Origin of the sequence: Rhizobium acaciae (genome assembly GCF_025941625.1) — a bacterium.
Classification (GTDB): Bacteria; Pseudomonadota; Alphaproteobacteria; order Rhizobiales; family Rhizobiaceae; genus Rhizobium; species Rhizobium acaciae.
On sequence record NZ_JAPCZO010000004.1, the window covers coordinates 39,745 to 60,930 of the forward strand.

Annotated in this window: 19 protein-coding genes; 13 read left to right on the forward strand and 6 right to left on the reverse strand. The window is 60.9% G+C overall.

Features of this window, described 5'->3' with window-relative positions; genetic code table 11:
- Window positions 1–79: 79 nt before the first annotated feature.
- Window positions 80–1,258: an NAD(P)/FAD-dependent oxidoreductase gene (locus OLZ32_RS07775; RefSeq protein ID WP_264420451.1), complete on the reverse strand. Its 1,179-nt coding sequence runs from the start codon at window positions 1,256–1,258 to the stop codon at window positions 80–82.
- On the opposite strand from OLZ32_RS07775, the gene mnmD reads away from it, so the two are divergent.
- The 3 genes from mnmD (at window position 1,257) to OLZ32_RS07790 (ending at window position 2,609) form a co-directional block, all read left to right on the forward strand.
- Window positions 1,257–1,973 (forward strand): tRNA (5-methylaminomethyl-2-thiouridine)(34)-methyltransferase MnmD, encoded by a 717-nt coding sequence (gene mnmD / locus OLZ32_RS07780; RefSeq protein ID WP_003541972.1) that lies wholly within the window; start codon window positions 1,257–1,259, stop codon window positions 1,971–1,973. The genes OLZ32_RS07775 and mnmD overlap by 2 nt on opposite strands.
- 82 nt (window positions 1,974–2,055) lie before the next feature.
- Complete coding sequence (locus tag OLZ32_RS07785) at window positions 2,056–2,304, forward strand: type II toxin-antitoxin system ParD family antitoxin (RefSeq protein WP_264397548.1); 249 nt, start codon at window positions 2,056–2,058, stop codon at window positions 2,302–2,304.
- On the forward strand, window positions 2,301–2,609 hold the full coding sequence (locus OLZ32_RS07790) for a type II toxin-antitoxin system RelE/ParE family toxin (RefSeq protein ID WP_003541977.1): 309 nt from the start codon (window positions 2,301–2,303) through the stop codon (window positions 2,607–2,609). The genes OLZ32_RS07785 and OLZ32_RS07790 overlap by 4 nt, the downstream gene beginning before the upstream one ends.
- Here the strand turns inward: OLZ32_RS07790 and OLZ32_RS07795 are convergent.
- Entirely contained in the window at window positions 2,603–5,959 is a 3,357-nt protein-coding gene (locus OLZ32_RS07795) for a PAS domain-containing hybrid sensor histidine kinase/response regulator (protein WP_264397547.1), read from the reverse strand. The two genes, OLZ32_RS07790 and OLZ32_RS07795, sit on opposite strands and share 7 nt — an antisense overlap.
- Before the next feature lie 320 nt (window positions 5,960–6,279).
- Between OLZ32_RS07795 and OLZ32_RS07800 the strand changes: the two genes are divergently transcribed.
- Window positions 6,280–6,552, forward strand: a complete 273-nt coding sequence (locus OLZ32_RS07800; protein ID WP_264420452.1) for a hypothetical protein — start codon at window positions 6,280–6,282, stop codon at window positions 6,550–6,552.
- A gap of 161 nt (window positions 6,553–6,713) precedes the next feature.
- Here OLZ32_RS07800 and OLZ32_RS07805 read toward each other — a convergent pair whose 3' ends face one another.
- Window positions 6,714–8,099, reverse strand: coding sequence for an MFS transporter (locus OLZ32_RS07805; RefSeq protein WP_264397545.1), 1,386 nt, complete (start codon window positions 8,097–8,099; stop codon window positions 6,714–6,716).
- A gap of 195 nt (window positions 8,100–8,294) precedes the next feature.
- A complete protein-coding gene (locus OLZ32_RS07810) occupies window positions 8,295–9,242 on the reverse strand; it encodes a dihydrodipicolinate synthase family protein (RefSeq protein WP_264397544.1) in 948 nt (315 codons plus the stop codon).
- A 161-nt stretch (window positions 9,243–9,403) separates the two neighbouring features.
- Here OLZ32_RS07810 and OLZ32_RS07815 point away from each other — a divergent pair, with 161 nt between their 5' ends.
- The 3 genes from OLZ32_RS07815 to OLZ32_RS07825 all read left to right on the forward strand — a co-directional run bounded on the left by OLZ32_RS07815 (window position 9,404) and on the right by OLZ32_RS07825 (window position 13,680).
- Window positions 9,404–10,432, forward strand: a complete 1,029-nt coding sequence (locus tag OLZ32_RS07815; protein ID WP_003541983.1) for a LacI family DNA-binding transcriptional regulator — start codon at window positions 9,404–9,406, stop codon at window positions 10,430–10,432.
- 152 nt (window positions 10,433–10,584) lie between these two features.
- Window positions 10,585–11,700 (forward strand): DNA alkylation repair protein, encoded by a 1,116-nt coding sequence (locus tag OLZ32_RS07820; RefSeq protein ID WP_264397543.1) that lies wholly within the window; start codon window positions 10,585–10,587, stop codon window positions 11,698–11,700.
- 246 nt (window positions 11,701–11,946) lie between these two features.
- Window positions 11,947–13,680 carry a DEAD/DEAH box helicase gene (locus OLZ32_RS07825; RefSeq protein ID WP_264397562.1) on the forward strand — a complete coding sequence of 578 codons (1,734 nt, stop codon included), beginning with the start codon at window positions 11,947–11,949 and terminating at the stop codon, window positions 13,678–13,680.
- Between the two features lie 376 nt (window positions 13,681–14,056).
- Here OLZ32_RS07825 and OLZ32_RS07830 read toward each other — a convergent pair whose 3' ends face one another.
- The gene (locus tag OLZ32_RS07830; RefSeq protein ID WP_264397542.1) at window positions 14,057–15,418 is read right to left on the reverse strand and encodes a sensor histidine kinase; all 1,362 of its coding nucleotides are present in this window, start codon (window positions 15,416–15,418) and stop codon (window positions 14,057–14,059) included.
- Window positions 15,418–16,134: a response regulator gene (locus OLZ32_RS07835; protein WP_003541989.1), complete on the reverse strand. Its 717-nt coding sequence runs from the start codon at window positions 16,132–16,134 to the stop codon at window positions 15,418–15,420. The genes OLZ32_RS07830 and OLZ32_RS07835 overlap by 1 nt, the downstream gene beginning before the upstream one ends.
- A gap of 206 nt (window positions 16,135–16,340) precedes the next feature.
- On the opposite strand from OLZ32_RS07835, the gene OLZ32_RS07840 reads away from it, so the two are divergent.
- From OLZ32_RS07840 to OLZ32_RS07865, 6 genes are all read left to right on the forward strand, one after another.
- A complete protein-coding gene (locus tag OLZ32_RS07840) occupies window positions 16,341–16,646 on the forward strand; it encodes a hypothetical protein (protein WP_264397541.1) in 306 nt (101 codons plus the stop codon).
- A gap of 104 nt (window positions 16,647–16,750) precedes the next feature.
- Window positions 16,751–17,653 (forward strand): sterol desaturase family protein, encoded by a 903-nt coding sequence (locus OLZ32_RS07845; RefSeq protein WP_264397540.1) that lies wholly within the window; start codon window positions 16,751–16,753, stop codon window positions 17,651–17,653.
- A gap of 37 nt (window positions 17,654–17,690) precedes the next feature.
- Window positions 17,691–17,984 carry a cysteine rich repeat-containing protein gene (locus OLZ32_RS07850; RefSeq protein WP_130787475.1) on the forward strand — a complete coding sequence of 98 codons (294 nt, stop codon included), beginning with the start codon at window positions 17,691–17,693 and terminating at the stop codon, window positions 17,982–17,984.
- Window positions 17,985–17,988: 4 nt separating this feature from the next.
- A complete protein-coding gene (locus OLZ32_RS07855; protein WP_264397539.1) occupies window positions 17,989–19,287 on the forward strand; it encodes an efflux RND transporter periplasmic adaptor subunit in 1,299 nt (432 codons plus the stop codon).
- Window positions 19,284–20,447, forward strand: coding sequence for an ABC transporter permease (locus tag OLZ32_RS07860; protein WP_264397538.1), 1,164 nt, complete (start codon window positions 19,284–19,286; stop codon window positions 20,445–20,447). The genes OLZ32_RS07855 and OLZ32_RS07860 overlap by 4 nt, the downstream gene beginning before the upstream one ends.
- Window positions 20,444–21,163 (forward strand): ABC transporter ATP-binding protein, encoded by a 720-nt coding sequence (locus OLZ32_RS07865; RefSeq protein WP_264397537.1) that lies wholly within the window; start codon window positions 20,444–20,446, stop codon window positions 21,161–21,163. Before OLZ32_RS07860 ends, OLZ32_RS07865 begins: the two co-directional genes overlap by 4 nt.
- Window positions 21,164–21,186: the final 23 nt, after the last annotated feature.

Below are 21,186 nucleotides of genomic sequence, written 5' to 3' on the forward strand. Positions count from 1 at the left end.
GATCCGACGCTATCGATGCGCAAGCAGATAGGTGATTTGCATGACAGAATAACGAAGCAGAGCAGCGGCTAATTCACGTTTAACGTGAAGCCACCGCGATATGGCTTGAAATTGCGAAGCTTTCCGGCAGCGAAAATCCGCAGTCTGTATCGCCTGCGATACATATCGCCGCCTCCGCCAGCCGGTGGGCGAGGCCGAAGCTGACCTTGAAGCCGCCGGTGAGTGCGATCAGGCGCCGGTGGTCGGGATGGCGACCGATCATCGGATCCCGGTCGATCGCCTTCGGGCGAAGCCCGGCCCAACGCTCGACAATAGGGGCGTCGCGAAGCGTCGGTACGATGCCGCGCGCCGCCTCGATCAGCACGTCGAGCTGGACGTCGGTGGATGTAGGATCGTTAAAACGGTTCTCGCTGGTGCTGCCGATTGCCGCGTGTCCGCCTTCATGCGCGACGACATAGAGCCCGTCGAGAAAGATCGTCGGCAGCGCCGGGTCGATATCGGCTTTCAATAATGCCGCCTGCCCCTTGACCGGCTGGCCGAGCGGTTGTTTCAGCCCCGGTGTCAGGCCCTGCAGCAACGGAAAGGACTGATGGCCGGCGGCCAGGATGCAGTGACTGAAAGCGATCGTTTCGCCGTTGATTTCGGCCGTGCCGCGATCGGGATCGAGGCCGGCAACCATCGCATGCTCCAGGATGCGAACATGCTTGGCCCGCCACAGGAAGGCGATAAGCGCCGCGATCAGCAAGCGGGGCGCCACGCGGGCGGCGAGCGTGTCGTGCACGAAGCCGCTCTCGCCGGCGGACGCCTCGATCCAGCCATCGACTGGCGGCCTGTCGAGCACATGCCAGTGGAAACGGCGGTCGCCCGACTGCCAATGGTGTTCGGCGTCCTTGGAGTGACCGAGCGCTATTTTATTGAGATGCGGCTTCGGTAGCGGGATCAGCCGCCCGGACCTGTTATAGCCGGCAGAAAGTCCGGTCTCGGCTTCGAGCGCGGCGATCTCGGCTTCGAGCGAGACCAGCGCATCGAACTGGAACTGCTTCTTCTCCGACCACCGGTCCGGCATATGCGGCATCAGCGCGCCGAGCAGGCCGCCACTTGCACCTTCGCCCAATCTGCCGGCGTCACTGATAAGAGTCCGGATGCCCCGGCGCTCGGCATGGACGGCCGCCCAGAGACCCATGATGCCGCCGCCGACGATCAGCAATTCTGAGGACGATTGACCTGAGACCGGCGCAGGACTATCGGCTTTTTCCATGACAGACGTGAACCCCGATCAGATTGGCGCAGGCGCCCCGCAGCCGCTCGAATGGCGCGACGGCGATATGCCCTATTCCACCGCCTTTGGCGATCATTTTTATTGCCAGACCGACGGGCGGTTGGAATGCGGCCATGTTTTTCTCGCCGGCAACGGCCTGCCGGAGCGCTGGAACGGGCGGCAGGCATTCCTGATCGGTGAGCTCGGCTTCGGCACCGGCCTGAACTTCGCCGAGACCTGGCGGCAATGGAAGCTCCACCGTGCAGACGGCCAGCACCTGCATTTCACCTCCTTCGAACTCCACCCGATGCGCGGCGAAGAAATCGGCCGGGCGCTGTCGCACTGGCCGGAGATCGATGCCGAACGCGAAGCGCTGACAGCGGCGTGGCCGCAAGCGCCTGATGGCATCGTTGAGCTCGATCTCGATGCCCAGACGACGCTCAGCGTCGTATGCGGCCATGCCTTGGAGGGCGTGGCGGCGGCCACGCCCGGCTTCGACGCCTGGTATCTCGACGGCTTCGCCCCGTCGCGCAACAGCGATATGTGGTCGGAGCAACTGATGCGGCTCGTCTGCGAGAAAAGCGCAGCCGGTGGCACCTTCGCCACCTATGCGGCGGCCGGCTTCGTGCGCCGCAACCTCATCGCCGCAGGCTTTGCCGTCGAGCGCCGCAAGGGCTTTGCCGGCAAGCGCGAAATGCTCTGCGGCATCAAGTAAACTCGGGTAAGTGCGATCGATTCAAACGCCTGCGTTGCTAACAGTTATCACTCTGTGCGATAGTAATCCGAGAGGAACCAATATGGCCAGCAGCGCGAATCTTGGACAGCAACTCGAAAACTATGTGAACGAACTCGTGAAATCGGGGCGTTATAACTCTCGCAGCGAAGTTCTGCGGGAAGGTGTCCGGCTTGTCGAGGAGCGGGAAAAACGGTTGATGGCGCTCGATCTGGCAATCAGCCAGGGGATCGCCGACGCGGAAGCAGGTCGCTTCAAGCCCGTCAGCGATGTCGCCGCCCGCCTTGCGGCCAAATATAACGGCCGTTCGTGATCGTCCTCATCACCGCCCAGGCGGAGGCGGATCTCGAACGTATTGGCGACTATATCGCTGAGGACAATCCGCAGCGGGCGGCAAGCTTCATCCAAGAACTGCTGGAACGGTGTGAGCGTCTGGCAGAAACGCCGAACGGTTTTTCATTGGTTCCACGTTACGAACACACCGGCGTTCGCCGCCGTCCTTACGGCAACTATTTGATCTTTTATCGCGCTGGCGAGGATCGTATCGAGATCCTGCATATCCTCAACGGCGCTCAGGATTTCGAGAGCATCCTGTTTTCCGAAGGTTCAAATCAGTAGCTGGTGCGCTCCGGCTGCTGCTCGCTCGTTCCGAGCCACTGGCGGATTTTTTCCTCGAGCAGTTCGGGGCTGATCGGCTTCGACATGTAGTCGTCCATGCCGGCATCGAGGCAAAGTTCGCGGTCGCTTTCGAGCGCATGGGCGGTAACACCGATGATCGGCACCCGGTGGCCCTGCCCCTTTTCCCGTTCGCGGATCATCTGCGTCGCCTGATGGCCGTTCATGACGGGCATCGAGACGTCCATCATGATGATGCGCGGCGTATGCCGCTCCCAGGCGGCGACCGCCTCCTCGCCATTGTCGACGACGAGGAAGGAAAGATCCGTGCCTTGCAGGATCTGCGTGAAGACGATCTGGTTGACCTCGTTGTCCTCGGCAACGAGCACGTCGACGAATTCAGCGGCCCGTTTCTGCGGCACAGACGCCGGCGCCGGCACGGCCGCTTCCGTCTGCAGCCGGGCAATCTCGGCTTCGGAAGCCTGCTTGACGCGGCTGGCGCGCACCACTTCGACGACCGTGTTGCGCAGCACGTTGGCGCGCGCCGGCTTCATCAGATGCGCGTGGCCGTTCAGCGCCGCGAATTCCTTTTCGGTACCCGAAATATCCATCGACGTCAGGAAGATGATCGGCAGTTCGACGAAGCGCGGATCGGCGCGCAGCCGGCGCGCGACATCGGCGCCGTTCATATCGGGCATGTGATAGTCGAGCACGACAGCATCGACGGTGACGCCGAGACCAGCCGCCGCCTCCAGAATAGCAAGCCCGGTGCCACCGCCCTCGGCGGCCACGCCGTCGAAGCCCCAGAGAGACAGCTGCTCGGTGAGGATTCGCCGGTTTACTTCATTGTCGTCGACGACGAGGATACGCGCCCCCTGCACATTGATCGGCAACGGCTTCGGCTCAAGGCGGGCGGCCGCCACCGCAAACGGCAGGTTGATGGTGAAGACGGAGCCCTTGCCCCATTCGCTTTCGACGTTGAGATAACCGCCGAAAAGGTCGACGAGCCCGGCGGTGATCGCAAGACCGAGGCCGGTTCCTTCATGCCGCCGGGTCGACGAGGCGTCCACCTGCGAGAATTTATCAAAGACCGATTCGAGCTTCTCCGGCGGGATGCCGATGCCGGTATCCTCGATGCGGATGCACGCCATGATCTCGCCGCCGGCCGCCGGCTGGAAGCCGACATCGACGAAGACATAGCCGCGCTCGGTGAACTTGACGGCGTTGCCGACAAGATTGGTGACGATCTGGCGGAAACGCCCGGCGTCGCCGATTACTGCGGCGGGCAGGTCGGGCGCGGCTCGCACCAGGAGCTCGATGTTCTTCTCGGCGGCGTGCGAGGACAAGAGTGTCGCCACGTCCTCTACCGCTTCGGTGATATCGAAGGCAGCTTTGCGCAGTTTCATCTGCCCGGCGTCGATCTTCGAAAAGTCGAGGATGTCGTTGATGATCGTCAGCAGCGCGTTGCCCGACTTGACGATGATGTCGACGAAGGTCTTCTGGCGCGTATCGAGATTGGTCTTGGCAAGCAGCTCCGCCATCCCAAGCACGCCGTTCATCGGCGTGCGGATCTCATGGCTCATATTGGCAAGGAATTCGGATTTGGCGCGATCGGCGGCTTCGGCGCGCGACAGCAGTTGGCGTAGCTCCTCCTCGCGGCTCTTGAGCTCGGTGACGTCGGTGAAGAGCGCCACCCAGTGTTGCCCCTTGCTGACCGTCGCATCCATGTTCACCCAGCGCTCGCCGCCGACATGGAAGGCCGTGGAGATCGGCAACCTGGCCGCGATATTGTCGCGCCAACCTTGCAGAATCTCGGCCGCGTCCTCGTGGAAGTCGCCGCGCGCCGCGCAGAACTCGAACATGCCGAGCCAACCCTGCCCGGTCTCGATATAGGTGGCGGGAATCTCCAGGATATGAGCCAACGCCTCATTGGACATCTTGATAATGCCGTCCTGAACGATGGCCAGGCCCTGCGGCATGGCATGCGTCGCGTCGCGCAACAACTCGCCGAGATGTTCCAGCGCGGCACGGGCCTCGTGGACTTCATTTTCCCGCTCACGCACGGCCGTAATGTCGGCATAGGTGAGCAGGATCCGGTCGTTCGAGATACGGCGGCTATCGAAGATGACGGATTTGCCGCCCGCCCAGCCGAGCTCGATCGGCTCGGGCTCCTCGGTCTCGAACAAGTGCTTGCGGAAATCGTAGATCTCCTCGGGCGTCTGCGTGCCGTCGTAGCGACCGAGCTCATAATTACGGCGGATGACGTCGATGAAGGGCCGGCCGTCGAAGGGATCGTCGAGTGGCAGCTCCCAGATGCCGTAGAACTCGTCGTTGACGTAGAGGATCCGGTGGTCGTTATCGAGGATCAGCACGCCGACCGGCAACGAGCGTAGGATATTCTCGATATCCCGGTGCAGCACCTCTTTGTGTTTCTGCGCCTCGATCAGTGCCTTCTCTCGTTCCTTGAGTGGCGAGATGTCCGAAAAGGAGCCGACGACATAGGGCCGACCATCCGCTGTCACGACGCGGTTGACGCGCGAGAGGACGGAATAGATATGGCCGTCCTTGCTCGGCAGCAGGCTTTCGATCTCCTTCGACTTGCCACCTTGCAACGCCAGCAGGTTTTCCTGGTAGATCGCCTCGCCCCCGTCCAGACCGAACATTTCGTGTTCGGTCATCCCAAGGACCCGAGAACGGCTATGGCCGCTGAAGGTCTCGTAATATTGATTGGCGTAGACGAGGCGATGCTTGTCGTCGCGCACGAAGGCTGCGACCGGGAGGTCCTCCAGGATGGTCCGCAGCAGGTCAAGTTCATTGACGCTCTCGTGCCAAGCCGTGTCGCTGACAGCCGCAGGCTTTGCGCCGTTGCGATAGGCGGCGTTGACGACCAGCGGCCGGCCATCTTCGGCAAAGATGCCGATCGGCTGGTCGAGCTGTTCCAGCGCCTCGCGCACGCGGGCGAAATCGGCGGCGGCGCTATCGTCCGCGGCGCGGCGCGGCGGCGCTCGCACTTCGAAAATGCCGAGCACATAAGCCCGGTCCGGCGACGGTGAAAAGCTTTCGATCTGGATGCGTTCATGGCCGACACCCGCCGCGTCAAAACAGATGGCGTTTTCCTCGGTGCCGAACACCAGTGCGCGGCGTTCCTTGTCCTCGCGCTCCTCTTCCTCGGGACGGTCGAGAAGCTCGCGGCTGCGCCTGCCGATGAAATCGGAGATCTCGCGGCCTAGAAAGCGGGCATAGGCCTCGTTGACGGCGATATAACGCAGCTCGCTGTTCTTGACATAGGCCGGGGTATCCAGATCAGCGATCCGGCGGCAAGCCAACTCCAGAAGTTCCCCGGCTGATTTCAAAAAATATCGCTCCCGCAATAAATGAAATATCGACTACAAAAACTATAACGCCAAGGCTTTTAACAAGGTTTTAACCATAAATTTCGACCGCCGAATTTTACGAGCCGGCTCACCAAGCTGAAGACATTTCGGGATTACCAGCCCCGGCTTGCACGAGACTGAAAGGTCGCCCGCGATAAACCCTTTCGACGTCGGGGATCCATTGAAATCATGACGAAAATTTAATGCCGAAACCGCTTGCGCGGCCATTGCACGGCCGCGATCCGGGCCGAGTCTGCGGCATGGCTTTAGGGAAGCCATGCCCATGAAAGGAAAATACCATGTCCGTTTTTCATAAGACCATGGCGACGGGCCTGATCGCGCTGACCTTTGCCGGCGCCTCGTTCGCCACCGCTACCACCGCCGATGCCCGTCCACGCGATGCCCTCTGGGGCGGCCTTGCCGCCGGCGTCGTCGGTGGCGCCCTGCTGTCGGAGGCCGCCCGTCCCGCCTACCCGGCCTATCCCGCCTATCCCGCTTACCGTCCCTACCCCGTTTTCCGGACCTATTACCGGCCGGACTATTGCCACTTCGAATGGCTGCACGACGATTAGGGCAATCCCTATCGCGTCAAAGTCTGCCAGCGATAACAGAAACCGCATCCGGCGCCGCTTGACCTCCCGGCGGCGCTGACCCAGTGCTCTCAACGACGACCAAATGAAACTGGCGGATTTTCATCCGCCAGCTCAAATCGATCAAATCGCATTTTCAATCGTTACGGAGATAGCTCCTCCAGTACGCGGTCCTTGGTTTCTATCGCAAACAACATCGTGATGATTGCACCAACGATCAGAATGGCTGCGAAGCTCGCAAAGACATACTGGATGCCCATGGAAGACATCACCGTACCGACGAGGATCGGGCCGGCCGATGATCCCAGGCGAAGCCAGGCGCTGCCGGTTCCGGTTCCCAATGCCCTGAGGCGCGTCGGATAGATCTCTGCCGAGTACAGGTAAAGGGAGAATGTGACTGTCTGGACGATCGCATAAGCGAGGCCGGCTAGAACCAAGACCTGGATGGGAGAGGTCGCACCGAGCCATGCGAGAGCCAGCAACGGCACGGGAGCGAGAAGCAGCGCCCCCGTGTACCAGCGCTTGCGTCCCACCTTGTCGATGAGCAGCGCGCAGATCACAGCGGCGATCACGCCTCCGACCGACGTCAGGAACCCATAAAAGATGCTGGTTTGAAGCGGCAGGTTGAAGACCTGTCGATACAGGGTCGGCAGCCAGGTGATCGTACCGTTGGCAACCGTATAGGCGGTGAACCACATGGCCCAGATGGAAAGCGTCCGCTTCAAGTAGACGCCCTGGAAGAGTTCGCGCCAGTCCGACTTGCGGTGGACCGGCGCCTGGATGAGCTTCGGTTCTGGCAATTCCTTGCCGGCTGCACGAGCGCTTTCTTCCATGCGGGTGACGATAGCGTTTGCTTCGCCATAGCGGCCGTTGGCAGCCAGCCAACGCGGTGATTCCTTCAGGAACCAGCGCAGAGGAACCATGATGATTGCGGGAACGAGACCGACGACGAACATCGCCTTCCAGCCGTAAACCGGTACCATGAAGTAGCCGATCAGCCCGGCGCCGACGAGGCCCAGCAGGAACATGACCTCATAGAGGAGGAAGAACTTGCCGCGCCCCTTCGATCCGATCAACTCGTTGATGTAGGCGCTGGCGACCGGGACCTCGCCGCCGGTCCCGATCCCCTGGACGAAACGGAAGGCCATCATCATGCCGGCCCCGGCAGCAAACAGGCATGCGACATCCATGCTGACGAACAGCAGGATGGTGAACAGAAGAACTTTCAGCCGGCCAACCTTCTCGGCGAGCCAGCCAAACAGGATCGCACCGATCAACTGCCCCAGATAGCCCATCGACAGGATCATGCCGGTCTGTGAGGGAGTCAGGCCCCACTCGCGTACGAGGACGGGCATGGCATAAGCGATGGCGATGACCGTGTAGCCGTCGAAGAACGTTGCGGCGCCGACGATATTGCGCGCCCAGAATACCTCGCGGGTGATGGGAAGACGCTCCAGACGAGCGCTGATTTCGGCCTGAGGATCAGCGGCATTCGCCGTCTCGGCCGGCATAGGCTGCATGACATTCATTGGTTCCTCCTTCTCGCCCGTGGCCTACCACTCTCCCGGCCAGGGGCGCTCCTGCTTGATGGTTGCTACTGCGCGTCAGTTCGTCCTGTCAGGGCAATGGCCTTCAAAGACGTTCAAGTCTGCCTTGGCGGGCCCCATGGTTTCCTCCTCCCTTCGCAATGCGCCCCTGCGACCTGCGCAGGGGCGTCAAAGAGGTCACTCGGCAGCCAGCAACTGGTCAACGCGACCGATACCGGCGGCGTCGAAGGCAGCAAAGATCTCCGCTTCGGCCTTTTCGCCAAGGCTCTTCAGCGGCTCGCGGATCGTGGCGTGATCAAGGATACCGCGGTGGACGAGGCCGAGTTTCAGGGCCACGGTGCCTTCCATGTGAGAGCCGCGGTGATAGACGGCACGCGTCACCGGAAGAAGACGTTCGAAGATCTTGCGCGCTTCCGGATAGTCCTGCGCCTTGCCGGCTTTGATCAGGTCGATCAGCAGTTCCGGCGCGATATTGCCATAACCGACGAGCAGACCGTCGACATCGAACATGGTTGGCAGCAGCCATTCGTCATGGCAGCTCAGAACCTGCAGCTTTGGATTGGCTTTCTTCAGCTCCGGAATTTCGACATACCAGCGCTTCATATTGCGCACGCCGTTCTTGGTAGCGACGACGCCTTCCTGGGTAGCAATCGCAAGCTGTGTATCCAGATCGTATGATGCCTTGGTGGCGTCGGGATACTGGAACAGGATGCACTGGAGGCCAGACTCCTGCCAGATTGCCTTGTAGCGATCCTGAGGCGCTCCCTTCTGAAAGCCGAAACGCAGCCAGCCGTGGTTCGGATAGACGAGCGCGCCGGTGGCCCCAGCAGCCTTGCATTTCTTGGCCTCTTCAGCGGCGACCCTCGTGCCTTCACCGGTAATCCCGGCAATGATCGGAACGGCACCGTCGACCGCTTCGACATAAGTGCGGATGAGAGCAAGACGCTCATCTTCCGTGAGGAAGGTGCCTTCGCCGGCATGGCCGAGGATGACGAGGCTTTTGACGCCTTCCATCGAAACCAGCCATTTGGCGAGTTTGGCGTTGGCTTTGTGATCAACTTCACCGTCGCGGGTGAAGGCGGTAACGGGGGCCGGGCTCAGCCCGCGCATATCCATCGGTTGCATATTGGTCTCCTCCTTCGTGCGATCGCGATTGGCTCGCGATCGATATAGGATCGTTTACGGGAACGTTCCCACTATCGTTCTCGAATTCTCTGGAGTCAATATCTTTTTTGAGGCATGCTGGAGAGCGGCGGCTCAATGCCGACTCGAATGGAAAAGGCTCAATGAATTCAAAGACGGATGAAGTTCCGGGGCAGACCCGCGTCACTATTCACGGCGTCGCTGCCGCAGCCGGTGTCTCCAAGTCTACCGTGTCCCGCATTCTCGACGAAAGGCTTCCGCGCTCCGACAGCGAGACCGCGCGTCGCGTACGCAAGGTTGCCGAAGAGCTGGGATACGTTCGGGACGTTTCCGCAGCGAGCCTTAGGCGCGGCAACACAATGACAATCGGGGTGATCGTGCCCAGGCTGACGGATACGGTCATGGCCATGCTTTACGAAGCACTGGCCAAGGCCTGCAGCCGTAGTGGCCGCTTCGCGATTGTCGCAACCACCGACGACAAGCCAAAGGCAGACCGGCTTGCGGCCGAGTCTCTGCTGAAGCGCGGTGTCGATGGACTGATTCTTTCGACAGCGCGGGAAGACGATGACTTTCCGGACGAGCTGGCAAAACGCGGTATTCCTTATGTCCTGGCACTCCGGACGGATGGCCACAGCCTCTCGTCGGTCGGCGATGACAGGCTCGGTGGGTACCTCGCCGCCCGCCACCTCCTCGATCTCGGCCATCGCAGAATTGGCGTCATTGCCGGTCCATCCTATGCCTCCAGTTCGCGGGGCCGCGTGGAGGGTTTCCGCCACGCCCTGGAAGAGGCTGGATTGAATGCAGATCCCTCATACATCATTCCCTCGACATTCGGCATCGAGTCCGGTGCGGTAGCCGTCGAGACACTGATGCACCTTAATCCGCGCCCAACCGCTATTTTCGCGGTGAACGACAATACCGCCATCGGCGCCTTGTCGGGACTGACGAAACTTGGCCTTTCCGTGCCGCAGGACATCTCGATCGTAGGCTATAACGACATTCCGATTGTCAGCCACCTCCCCACGCCGCTGACGACGTTGCGGGTGCCGTTCGAGCAAATTGCATCAAACGCCCTTGATCTTCTTGCCGGTGACAACAGTCCTGCCGACGAGCGTATTCGGATCTCGGCCCCAACCCTCATTCCAAGGAAATCGACGGCACCGATACGCTAAAGCTCGCGCCACACTCACCTCACTATCTGCACGCGATTGCTCGAGTGGGTGCGATCGCTCTATTCTCCGATAGCAAATCGCCAGATGTTTCGCAGACCATGCTGCCCTCATGCGGCCGGCATGCGGTGGTCGCATAAAGAGGAAGGACCAGCATGCCGGAACCGCTCAAGCACTTGCTGCATGAGGCATTGGTTGGCGATATGGCCGATCGCATTGCCGGCAACGCGCAGATCTTCGACAGAAACCGCTTCGTGATGCTGGCAACCGACGGCCTCGGAGCGCTGGAGTTGATGGAGCGCTCGGCCCTGATCCGCGACGCGCTGTTTGCCACGCTTCCCGGTGATTTCCGGGAGGCCGCAGCCATTCTGACAGCAAGCCTGCCCGCTGCCGGCAGGCCGGGACTCTCCGGCTGGATGCTGCTGCCGGTCAATCAGTTCATCGCCGCACGCGGCCTTGATCATTTCGATCTCGGCCTCGATCTCCTGAAGGCGCTGACGCCGCATTTCACTGCCGAATTCGGCATCCGCCCCTTTATCCACCGCGACCAGCAGCGCGCGCTGGCGATCATTTCCGGCTGGGTCGACGATCCCGATCAGCATGTGCGACGGCTGGCGAGCGAGGGAACGCGGCCGCGCCTGCCCTGGGCGATGCGTCTACCGCAGCTCGTCAAGGATCCGGCGCCGATCCTGCCCATCCTAACCGCGCTGATGGATGATCCGGAGGATTATGTCCGCCGCTCCGTGGCCAACAGCCTGAACGACGTCGCCAAGGACCACCCGGATCTGGTCGCCGCCTTCATCGCCAGTCATATCGACGGCGCTTCATCCGAACGCCGCTGGCTGCTGAAACATGCCTCGCGTACACTTCTGAAGAAAGGCCACGCGCAGGCGCTCGCCAATTTCGGCTTCGCCGCCACCGCTTCGCTCGAATGCGAACTGCGGCTCCAGAATGCAGAGGTGATGTTCGGCGAAGGGCTGGATTTCGAAATCCGGGTGACAAACGCCGGCGAGCGAGCGCAGTCACTGATGATCGACTACGCCATTCACCATGTGAAGAGCGACGGTTCGCTCTCACCCAAGGTCTTCAAATGCAAGGCGATAATGCTCGCTCCGGGGCAAAGCCATACAATTGGGCGCCGCCACGCCATGCGGCCGATCACCACGCGACGCTATTATCCAGGCGAACATCGCATCGCCATCCTCGTCAATGGCGCGGAGACCGCATCGCAAAGCTTCGTCCTCGTCATGCCCTCACCTGACCCAGCTTGAGGCTTTCTTGTGCACTGCACTTGACTTTCCACGCGAACTAGCCCAAATGCGGGTCAGCTTTCACCCTTCCGGCCGCCGCGTGAGCGTGCCCCTGCTGAAAAATACAGACGCAGGAAGAAGGGACAAAAGCGCATTTCGATAGAGCGCCGCACTCCCATGAGCGGCCAGAAGCGCTGGAAAGCTTTTTCCAACTCACAAGTTCCCACTTCACGCGGGGTTCTTGACGCCAGAATGAAACCGGATCGCATGGTGCGTTCCGGCGATAGTCATTGTGGCGCCCCGAAAGGTTATACCTTGACTAATTTTGAATCGCTTGGTGTCTCCAAGCCGATCGTCGCTACTTTGTTCCAGCTCGGCATCGAAACGCCGACGCCGATCCAGGAACATGCCATTCCCCTCCTCCTCGAAGGCCGCGACCTGATCGGCCTTGCCCAGACAGGCACCGGCAAGACCGCCGCTTTCGGCCTGCCGCTGATCGAAAAGCTGCTCGCCGATGAACGGCGTCCCGACAACCGCACGACGCGGACGCTGATCCTTGCGCCGACCCGCGAACTGGTGAACCAGATCGCCGAGAGCCTGAAGAAGTTCATCCGCAAGTCGTCGCTGCGCATCAATGTCGTCGTCGGCGGCGTCTCGATCAACAAGCAGCAGCTTCAGCTCGAAAAGGGCACCGACATTCTCGTTGCCACGCCCGGCCGCTTGCTCGACCTCATCAATCGCCGCGCGATCACGCTGACTGCGGTTCGCTATCTCGTGCTCGATGAAGCCGACCAGATGCTCGACCTCGGTTTCGTGCATGATCTGCGCAAGATCGCCAAGATGGTGCCGAAAAAGCGCCAGACCATGCTCTTCTCGGCCACCATGCCGAAGGCGATCGCCGATCTCGCCGGCGAATATCTCGTCGATCCCGTCAAGGTCGAAGTCACGCCTCCAGGTAAGGCTGCCGACAAGGTCGAGCAGTACGTCCATTTCGTCGCCGGCAAGAACGACAAGACGGAGCTGCTCCGCAAGTCGCTGACCGAAAACCCCGATGGCCGCGCCATGGTCTTCCTGCGCACCAAGCACGGTGCCGAGAAGCTGATGAAGCATCTCGAAAACATCGGCTATTCCGTCGCCTCGATCCACGGCAACAAGAGCCAGGGTCAGCGCGAGCGGGCACTGAAGGCCTTCCGCGACGGCAGCATCAAGACGCTGATTGCCACCGACGTCGCCGCCCGCGGCATCGACATTCCTGCTGTCAGCCACGTCTACAACTACGACCTGCCTGAAGTGCCTGACGCCTATGTCCATCGCATCGGCCGCACGGCGCGTGCCGGCCGCGACGGTATTGCCATCGCTTTCTGCGCTCCCGACGAAGCCAAGCTGCTGCGTGATATCGAGCGCCTGATGGGCATCGACATCACTGTCGCAAGCGGCGAAGCGCCGGCAAACATCGGCGGCGGACCCCGTCGTGCCAACGGCAATGGCAACAACCGCAATCGTAATGGCGGCCAGGGTCGCGACGGCCAGGGTCGTGGCGAAGGCCGTGGCGACCAGAACCGTTCGGAGCATCGCGGCAGCCGTCAGGAACGCCGCCCACGCCGCGAAGGTGAAGGCAGCGAAGTCCGCGCCGGCGGCGAAGAACGTCGTCCGCGTCCGGAGCGCTCGACCAGCCGCAACGAGGACTTCCGCGGTCAGCGCCGCGGTGAAGCGACCCCGGATCTCGGCCCCGACAACGATCTGGCCTCGACCTCCGATTTCCGCGCCTCTGCAAAGCCACAGCGTCCGGCCCATCACGGCGCCCATGCCAATGGTGAGCCGAGCGGTCATCACCGCGGCAACAGCCGCCATGCCCATGGCCGCCCGGCCCGCAAGCATGGCGAGGACCGCGGCCCGCAGCAGGCCCAGGCCGGCGAACCGCGCCGCGACGGCAACGGCGGCAACCGCCGCGGTGGCTCCGGCTCCCGCAACGGCGGCGGCCAGCGGCGCGAACGCGCCTGATCGTCGAACAATTGAAAAGCAAAACGGCCGGGAGCTACCTCCCGGCACCTAATCTGACTCTGGAATACTTGCTGTCGCAAAGGTCGGCCGCAGAATTCCGGCTTTGCGGCAATTTTTGCTTTCAGCGCCAGTTATCTTGCCGGTGCTGTCTAGGAAGGGACTAAAAAGGCTGTTCCAGTTGCAGATATGCAAACCCGGTCTGCGATCAGACCCGGACACGGAATAAGCTCGGAAGGGTTAAGCCCCCTGTTGGTGCAAGCCGTTTGCTCGCCTCAGTTCCACATCCACGCGTCCATGCAGACCTGAATGTAAACTGTCGTATTTCAACGAATTTCGAGCTGATCGAGCGCGATGCAGACAGTTCGAACGACAACTATCATGTGGGAAGGCCGAAAAGCGGGAAGCGCAGTTCCACGCGAGCTCCGCCTTCGCAACGGTTGCTGATAGCTACCGTTCCGCCCTGGGCTTCTACAAGGGTTCTCACTACGGCAAGGCCGAGCCCGGCCCCACCAGTTTTGCGGGCGCGTGACGGTTCTGAGCGGACAAACGGTTCCATAAGAAGATCGATTTCGCCCTCGACAATACCGGGACCCATATCTTCGACCAAGATGATCGCCATACTGTCGCGCTTCTTCAGAGTGACATTTGCGATCTGACCGTACTTCACGGCGTTATCGACGAGGTTCGCAAGGATTCGTCTGACTGCGAGTCGATCGGCTATAACGAGTATCTCTCGATCATGCGGCGGGGATTTCAGAATTACATTCCAGCCCGACGCATCCAGATCGACGGTCTCCTGCTCGACTAAAGCTACGAGATCCAAAAGCTCTTCATCGAGTGCGCCAACGCCTGCCCGGGCCGTCAGCAAAGCAGTGTCCAGAAGGTCGATCATATCGGCGATATCGTGGATCGCCTTCTCCCGCTCGGTCGGGTCGGATATGTAATCGATCCGCAAGCGTAGGCGCGTTGCAAAGGAGCGGACGTCATGCTGGACGCCACTGATGAGCGCAAATCGGCTGCCAATCATAGATTGAAGGCGGTTCTGCAACCGCTCGAATGCCTTCACGAGCGCGACAGTCTCCGGTGTCCGGGAAGAGATGTTGGTCAGTTGTACTGGCTCCCCGGAGGGATCCATCCTGTCAACCGCGGCTGCAAGCTTGGTCAGCGGCCGTATCTCGCGGTGGAGGAGTATAAAGGCAACCAGCGCAAAAAGCGTCCCCACCAGACCGGCGCCCAAGCCGGCCGGGAGACCGAACAGTGTCACGATGAATGGCGTCTTTGTTTGCAGACGCGCGATGACGCCATCATTCAGCCGCACGCGAAACTCGGTCGGGTTTATCGCCCCTCCAAACAGACGTGGCCGTCTGGCCCCGGAATCGGCGGCGTCAAGCCTGCGGATCGAGATCAGCCTGCCTCCCAGGGCGTTGCGATAGTGCGAAAATTCCGGCAGATGCTCCAGGTGCTCACGCGTGTTCGGTTCTACCGACACATCGCGGTTTGGCTCCATCTCTACGGTCAGAACCGATGAACTGACAGCCATCACGAGTTTTTCGCGCTCTTGCGGTTCAGCGTCCGACAAGACATCCGCTATCATAAGTATCTGGGTAGCGGACGGATAGGTGGAAATGCGGCTGAGACCGTTCGACCAATAGTAAAGGGCGACGAGCGCAATCCAGGCGCTCAAAAGGAATGTCACGCCGATGCCGAGAATCCGCGCGGATAGCCCGAGCCGAAACATCACGATACCTGACGCACGGGCACCGTCAGCAGGTAGCCGCCGTTGCGCACTGTGCTGATAAGCGTGTTGCCGGGGCTCAGGCTCTCTAGCTTCTTGCGTAACCGCGACACCAGAATATCGACTGTCCTGTCGAGTGGATCGGCGGTGCGGCCATGTGTCCAGTCGAGAATCTGATCGCGAGATAGGACGCGGCGTGGGCGCAGCACAAAACAGGTCAGAAGGTCGAACTCGGCACTGGTCAGCGTCGCCGGCGCGCCATCCTCATCTGTCAGCTGACGGGCATCGAGATCGATGACGAAGCGATCGAAGCTGTATCGTCGGCTCGCGGCCTGGAACGGCTGCGACTGCGTACGGCGAAGAAGGGCGCGCACACGCGCAAGGAGTTCGCGGGGTCCGAAAGGTTTTGAAACATAGTCGTCGGCGCCGACCTCCAGCCCCACAACCCTATCCATCTCGTCGTTCTTGGCCGTCAACATCAGAATGGGGAAAGCGCCTTCCGACCGCATGCGTCGGCAAATCGAAAGCCCGTCCTCTCCTGGCAGCATCAGATCGAGAATGATCAGATCCGGTCGGACCTTGCGCAGGACGTCGTCCAACTCCATCCCATTTTCGGCCGTCCGGACGTCGAAGCCTTCGCGCGACAGCAGGGCTGCAACGAGTCTTCCGATCTCGGGGTCATCATCCACGACGAGGATAGTACGTGCCATTTCTTCCATGGCCGGAAATTGGACCGAAAACCGAGTGCGATCAAGAATGCCGAAGCCATTGCTACAATTCTCTACATGCAGGCAACAAAACCGAACATCTCGACACAGGCTGTTTATTGGCATGATACCGAAGGCATCGAATCTTGTCTGTATGTCGAAAGCGCCCAGCTTTCGGCACTCCTGCAAAGTCTTATGACAGAGAGGATAAGATCTTGATGAAGTACATCACGGCCGCTGTTCTGGCCGGCACATTTACACTGACTGTCGCTGCAGACGCCAACGCACGGAGCCGCGACCGTTCCGTGAGTGGCACGAATGGAACAGCCTCGATGCACGCAAGTGGCGGCTGTTCGGGCGGCTCCTGCTCGCGCAATGTGACCCGCACCGGTCCCTATGGCAAGACCTATTCCCGATCGAGAACGGCAACCTGCGATCAGGCATCTGGCTCCTGCAGCGGTTCGGCGACAACGACAGGCCCAAACGGCAGCACCGTCACCCGTCAGGGGAGCGTCAACTGGTAGTCGACCATAGCCAGTCCGCACCTTGATGAGCCGGCGGCGCCAAAACCCCAGGAAGCCGCCGGCTTGCATTTTCAATCCATCTCGCATGCTGATGAGGAACGGCCATGTCGCCTTTGGATTCCGTAGTTTCGATACGGCTCGGCGTTCTCACTGTTGCGGCGTCTTTCATGCTGCTCGAATATCTGATCGGCAGGCTCGCGCATCACGACCTCCACGACATGCGGGAAACGGCCGCGACATTCGGCGTTGCTGCTGGTCATTCCCTCATCCGCGGATTGGAAGCGGCGATCATCGCTCTTCCCTTCATGTTGGCTTACGAGCACCGCGTCTTTAATATCGACGCAGCAACGGTAGACGGAGCGGTCCTTCTCTTCCTGGCGATCGATTTCATCTACTATTGGCATCATCGCGCCTCCCATCATATCCGCTGGCTTTGGGCCACCCATTCGGTTCACCATTCACCGAGACGCATGAACTTGACCGCGGCACTGCGCCTCGGCTGGACCGCCAATATCTCGGGACATTTCCTGTTCTACCTGCCGCTAGCCTTTCTGGGCTTTCACCCGTTCGCCATCGTCGCGGCGCTCGCGGCAAACCTCACCTATCAGTTTTTCCTTCATACCGAACTCTCACCCCGTTTCGGGCCGCTCGAATGGATACTCAACACGCCGACGCATCATCGGGTTCACCATGCCTCGGATGCCGAGTGCCTCGACAAGAACTTCGGCGGCACGCTGATCCTGTTCGACCGGTTGTTCGGCACCTTTGCGGAAGCGCCGGAGGGCAAGCCGCTGACCTACGGTCTTCGCGGCGGCTCGCAGTCGCACCATCCGCTGCGCATCGTGTTTTCCGAATGGAGCGCAATGATTCGAGAGGTGCGCGGGGCCTCTAAATTCGGGCAGAAATTCACCATTCTCTTCGGCCCAGTCACACGCCGAAAGGCGGCGACGACCCGACCTCGCTCGCCCGAGAACGGGCGAACCATCGAAGCTCCCAGCGAAGGCTGATGCTTCCCATCAGATAGACGAAGAAAAGGCAACGTGAATGAAAGGAAACGATATGAACGTTATCAATCGCCTGATTCCGACCCCTTGGCTGAGCATCGCTATTGTCGCCGCCGCCTGCGCAGCACCTGCCGCCGCCATGGCTCAAAGCCAGATGACGCCGGAAATGCGGGCCCAAGCAATGAAAGTCGTCCAAGCTTGCAAGGCTGATCTAAAGCAATATTGCCAGGGCGTTCAGCCCGGCGGCGGACGGATTGCCGCCTGCCTCCAGGCAAATAGGGCGAACCTGACGCCGACGTGCCAGGCCACGCTCGCCGAAGTTCTTCCGAAGTGATGGCATGGATCAGAAAATAACAGATGCGCGCGCTCGGCCGAGGCGAACCGCCAAGAGCAAGGACACCGGCAGACATGCCGGTGTCCCGGCGGACGGCGGCGCTTTCATCGATGCCAAAGCTATCGGCTCCCGGCCGCCTTCGCGCCCCGGCGGGCGGTTCAGACGTGCCGGCGGCGCCGCAATTGCGCTAGCCGCCATTTGCGCCGTCTGGTTGGGCAACCGCTATCTCATGTCGCATGCCGTAGAGCAATTTACCGCAGAGCCTGTCGACTTGACCATTGTATTGACCGGCCCCGCCACGCTGGACGCAACGCGCATAAGCCTGGTCAGCTCGAGGCTGCAGGGGGTAATTGCGAAGATGCGCGTCGATCGCAACGACCGGGTCGAGCAGGGCGAGATCATTGCCGAGATCATCACCGATGATCTGAAGAGTGAGCTTGGCGCATCGCAGGCCTCGCTCGAAGCCGCCCGCAAGGCAGTCGATCTGGCGATCGCCGACCGTAAGCACGCCGAAGCGGCACTCGCAAATGCCCGGCAGAATTTCGATCGCAAAAAGATGCTGCTCGAAAAAACCATCGCAAGTCAGGAATCCTACGATGCGGCGGTGGCGACGCTCCGGCAGGCTGAAGCCGACTTCGATCGATCAAAGGCGGCGATCGAGCAGGCCAGGGCTCTGGAGGCCTCAGCCGCTGCGACCGCCGAGGTTCAGCGGGTTAAACTCGAAGAAGGAACCATTCACGCGCCCTTTGACGGCGTCGTTATCTCGCGCGATCACTACGTCGGCGACACGATCACCCCGGGCTCGGAGATCGTCCAGCTCGTTGATACGGCTTCGATCATCCTGTCGGCACGTTTCGACGAGAGTTCGATCTCTCGCCTTTCGCCAGGCCAGAAGGCCGTCATTCGGTTCAATGGCGGCGGCAGGGGAGCATCTATAATGGCGACGGTTCTTCGCATTGGCAGGCAAGTCGACACGGAAACGCGTGAATTTTCCGTCGATCTGCGCCCAGACACACTGCCGCCGAACTGGGCTCTTGGTCAGCGCGGGATGACGACGATCGAAATCGACACCAGGAAAGGTGTGCTTGCCGTGCCGGCCGCCGCGATTGAACGGCGACAGGGGAAACCGGGCGTCTGGATCGTTGACAGCGGTCGGGCTTACTGGATCGCGGTAACGCTCGGAGACGCCGGTGGACCGTTCGTGGAAGTAGTAAAGGGGCTGCAACCGGGCGATGTCATCCTGAGCGAGCCGCACGATGTCTATTTCGGCATGAAGATTGCAGAGGGTGGGGCCAGACGATGAATCTCGCCTTCAAGGACGTCAAATACAATTTCCTGCGTTTTCTGCTGACCATGGCCGGCGTCGGGTTCCTCATCACGGCATCGACCGGAATGGTTGGTCTTTACCGCGGCATTGTGGAAGACGCGCTTCTCGTCGTGGAGAAGATCGGTGCGGATCTCTGGGTGGTACAAGGGGGCAGAGCCGGCCCATTTTCCGAAAGTTCCGCCGTTTCGTCAGACATGGACCACCGCGTTGAAGGATTGACCGGCGTATCTTCGGTCCGGCGCTTTGTCCAGATAAACCAGCAGTTCGGCTTTGAAGGGCGCGATCTGCGCGCCTCCATCACCGGTCTCGATTTTCCAAAAGATCGAGGCGAGTGGGTTCAACTGCAGCGGGGGCGCTACCTTGCCGCCGGTCATTTCGAAGCAATCGCGGACGAAAGCATCGGGCTTGCGCTTGGAGATCGGGTGCGACTCGCTCAGGACGACTATCTGATCGTCGGCCTGACGCGCGGCATGGTGGACGCCAGCGGCGATGGACTGATGTTCGTTACCGTCAACGACGCGATGGCGATCGCCCAGCGCCGTACAAGTGAAGAAATCCTGCTTGCGCGCGCCGCTGCGGGCAAAACAGGCGCCGCGGCGGCCTCCAAAAGCTCCGTTCAGCAGGACAGCAAGATCGCCGCCGTGCTTGTCACTCTCGACAATGGCGCGGACGAGAATCGAGTGCGAACCAACGTCCTGTCCTGGGGAGATGCCAATATTCTCTCCCGCGCCGATCAGCGCGACCTTTTGCTCAATCAACGTCTCTGGCGCCTCAGATTGCAGATCCTGGCATTCACGAGCGTCCTTCTGGTGGTGATGGCGATCGTCATCTCGCTCATCATCTATATGCTCACGATGGAAAAACTTCATGAGATCGCCATGCTGAAGCTCATCGGTGCGCGAAACAGCGTGATTGTCGCCATGATCGCCCAGCAATCCTTCCTGATCGGCGCGGGCGCGCTTGCACTCGGATTGGCGATGTCGAAGCTCGTCTTCCCGTTTTTCCCGCGAAGGGTGGTCATCGATCCATGGGATTTTGCCGGGCTTTCGCTTGCGGTGGGGGCCGTTTGCGCGTTTGCAAGCCTGCTCGGGATCTGGCGGGCGTTGAAGGTCAGGGCCCAGGAGGTGCTGTCGTGACGGCGGAGCCAATCCTGTCGGTGCGCGATGCGGCCCGGCATTACCGCAGCGGCGACAGCATCGTTAAGGCGCTTGACGGGGTCTCGCTGGATATCCGTGCCAACGAACTGGTTGCGATCCTCGGACCGAGCGGATCGGGAAAAAGCACGCTGCTTCTGATCGCCGGGCTGCTGGAGCCGCCAAGCGACGGCGAGGTGAGAATTCGCGGCACTCTTGTCTCGAGGGCCGGAGAGGAACTCGACCGGTTGCGCGACTTCCGGCGGCGGAACATCGGGTTCGTGTTTCAAAAGGCCAATCTCATTCCCTTCCTGACGGCATCGGAAAATGTTGCGCTGGCAATGGAGATCGATGATGTGCCCGCCCGTGACGCCCGTCGTCATGCTGAACTCCTGTTGACGGGGCTCGGTCTCGCACATCGTGTCGGCAACCGTCCATCACGGCTATCCGGCGGCGAGCAGCAACGCGTGGCGATTGCCCGTGCCCTGGCCAACGATCCGACCCTCATCCTTGCCGACGAGCCGACGGCAGCGCTCGACGGCGTTCGCGGGCGTCAGGTCATCGAGCTCTTTCGGCAAATTGCCGACACGAGGGGCGCCGGGATCGTGGTTGTCACCCATGATCCCCGTTCGCTGGATCTTTTTGACCGGACGATCGAGCTGACCGATGGCCGCATCATCGGCGAACGATCGGGGACGGACCGCATTCAGGCCCACTGACCCCGGCCAATGCAACAAAAAGC

Excerpts from the sequence above, each read along its gene's own strand:
- mnmD (WP_003541972.1), top strand. The coding sequence starts at position 1,257 with ATGACAGACGTGAACCCCGATCAGATTGGCGCAGGCGCCCCGCAGCCG.
- OLZ32_RS07860 (WP_264397538.1), top strand. The coding sequence starts at position 19,284 with ATGAATCTCGCCTTCAAGGACGTCAAATACAATTTCCTGCGTTTTCTG.
- OLZ32_RS07825 (WP_264397562.1), top strand. The coding sequence starts at position 11,947 with ATGGTGCGTTCCGGCGATAGTCATTGTGGCGCCCCGAAAGGTTATACC.
- OLZ32_RS07815 (WP_003541983.1), top strand. The coding sequence starts at position 9,404 with ATGAATTCAAAGACGGATGAAGTTCCGGGGCAGACCCGCGTCACTATT.
- OLZ32_RS07835 (WP_003541989.1), bottom strand. The coding sequence starts at position 16,134 with ATGGAAGAAATGGCACGTACTATCCTCGTCGTGGATGATGACCCCGAG.
- OLZ32_RS07840 (WP_264397541.1), top strand. The coding sequence starts at position 16,341 with ATGAAGTACATCACGGCCGCTGTTCTGGCCGGCACATTTACACTGACT.
- OLZ32_RS07775 (WP_264420451.1), bottom strand. The coding sequence starts at position 1,258 with ATGGAAAAAGCCGATAGTCCTGCGCCGGTCTCAGGTCAATCGTCCTCA.
- OLZ32_RS07820 (WP_264397543.1), top strand. The coding sequence starts at position 10,585 with ATGCCGGAACCGCTCAAGCACTTGCTGCATGAGGCATTGGTTGGCGAT.
- OLZ32_RS07855 (WP_264397539.1), top strand. The coding sequence starts at position 17,989 with ATGGATCAGAAAATAACAGATGCGCGCGCTCGGCCGAGGCGAACCGCC.
- OLZ32_RS07830 (WP_264397542.1), bottom strand. The coding sequence starts at position 15,418 with ATGTTTCGGCTCGGGCTATCCGCGCGGATTCTCGGCATCGGCGTGACA.
- OLZ32_RS07845 (WP_264397540.1), top strand. The coding sequence starts at position 16,751 with ATGTCGCCTTTGGATTCCGTAGTTTCGATACGGCTCGGCGTTCTCACT.
- OLZ32_RS07785 (WP_264397548.1), top strand. The coding sequence starts at position 2,056 with ATGGCCAGCAGCGCGAATCTTGGACAGCAACTCGAAAACTATGTGAAC.
- OLZ32_RS07805 (WP_264397545.1), bottom strand. The coding sequence starts at position 8,099 with ATGAATGTCATGCAGCCTATGCCGGCCGAGACGGCGAATGCCGCTGAT.
- OLZ32_RS07810 (WP_264397544.1), bottom strand. The coding sequence starts at position 9,242 with ATGCAACCGATGGATATGCGCGGGCTGAGCCCGGCCCCCGTTACCGCC.
- OLZ32_RS07800 (WP_264420452.1), top strand. The coding sequence starts at position 6,280 with ATGTCCGTTTTTCATAAGACCATGGCGACGGGCCTGATCGCGCTGACC.
- OLZ32_RS07850 (WP_130787475.1), top strand. The coding sequence starts at position 17,691 with ATGAAAGGAAACGATATGAACGTTATCAATCGCCTGATTCCGACCCCT.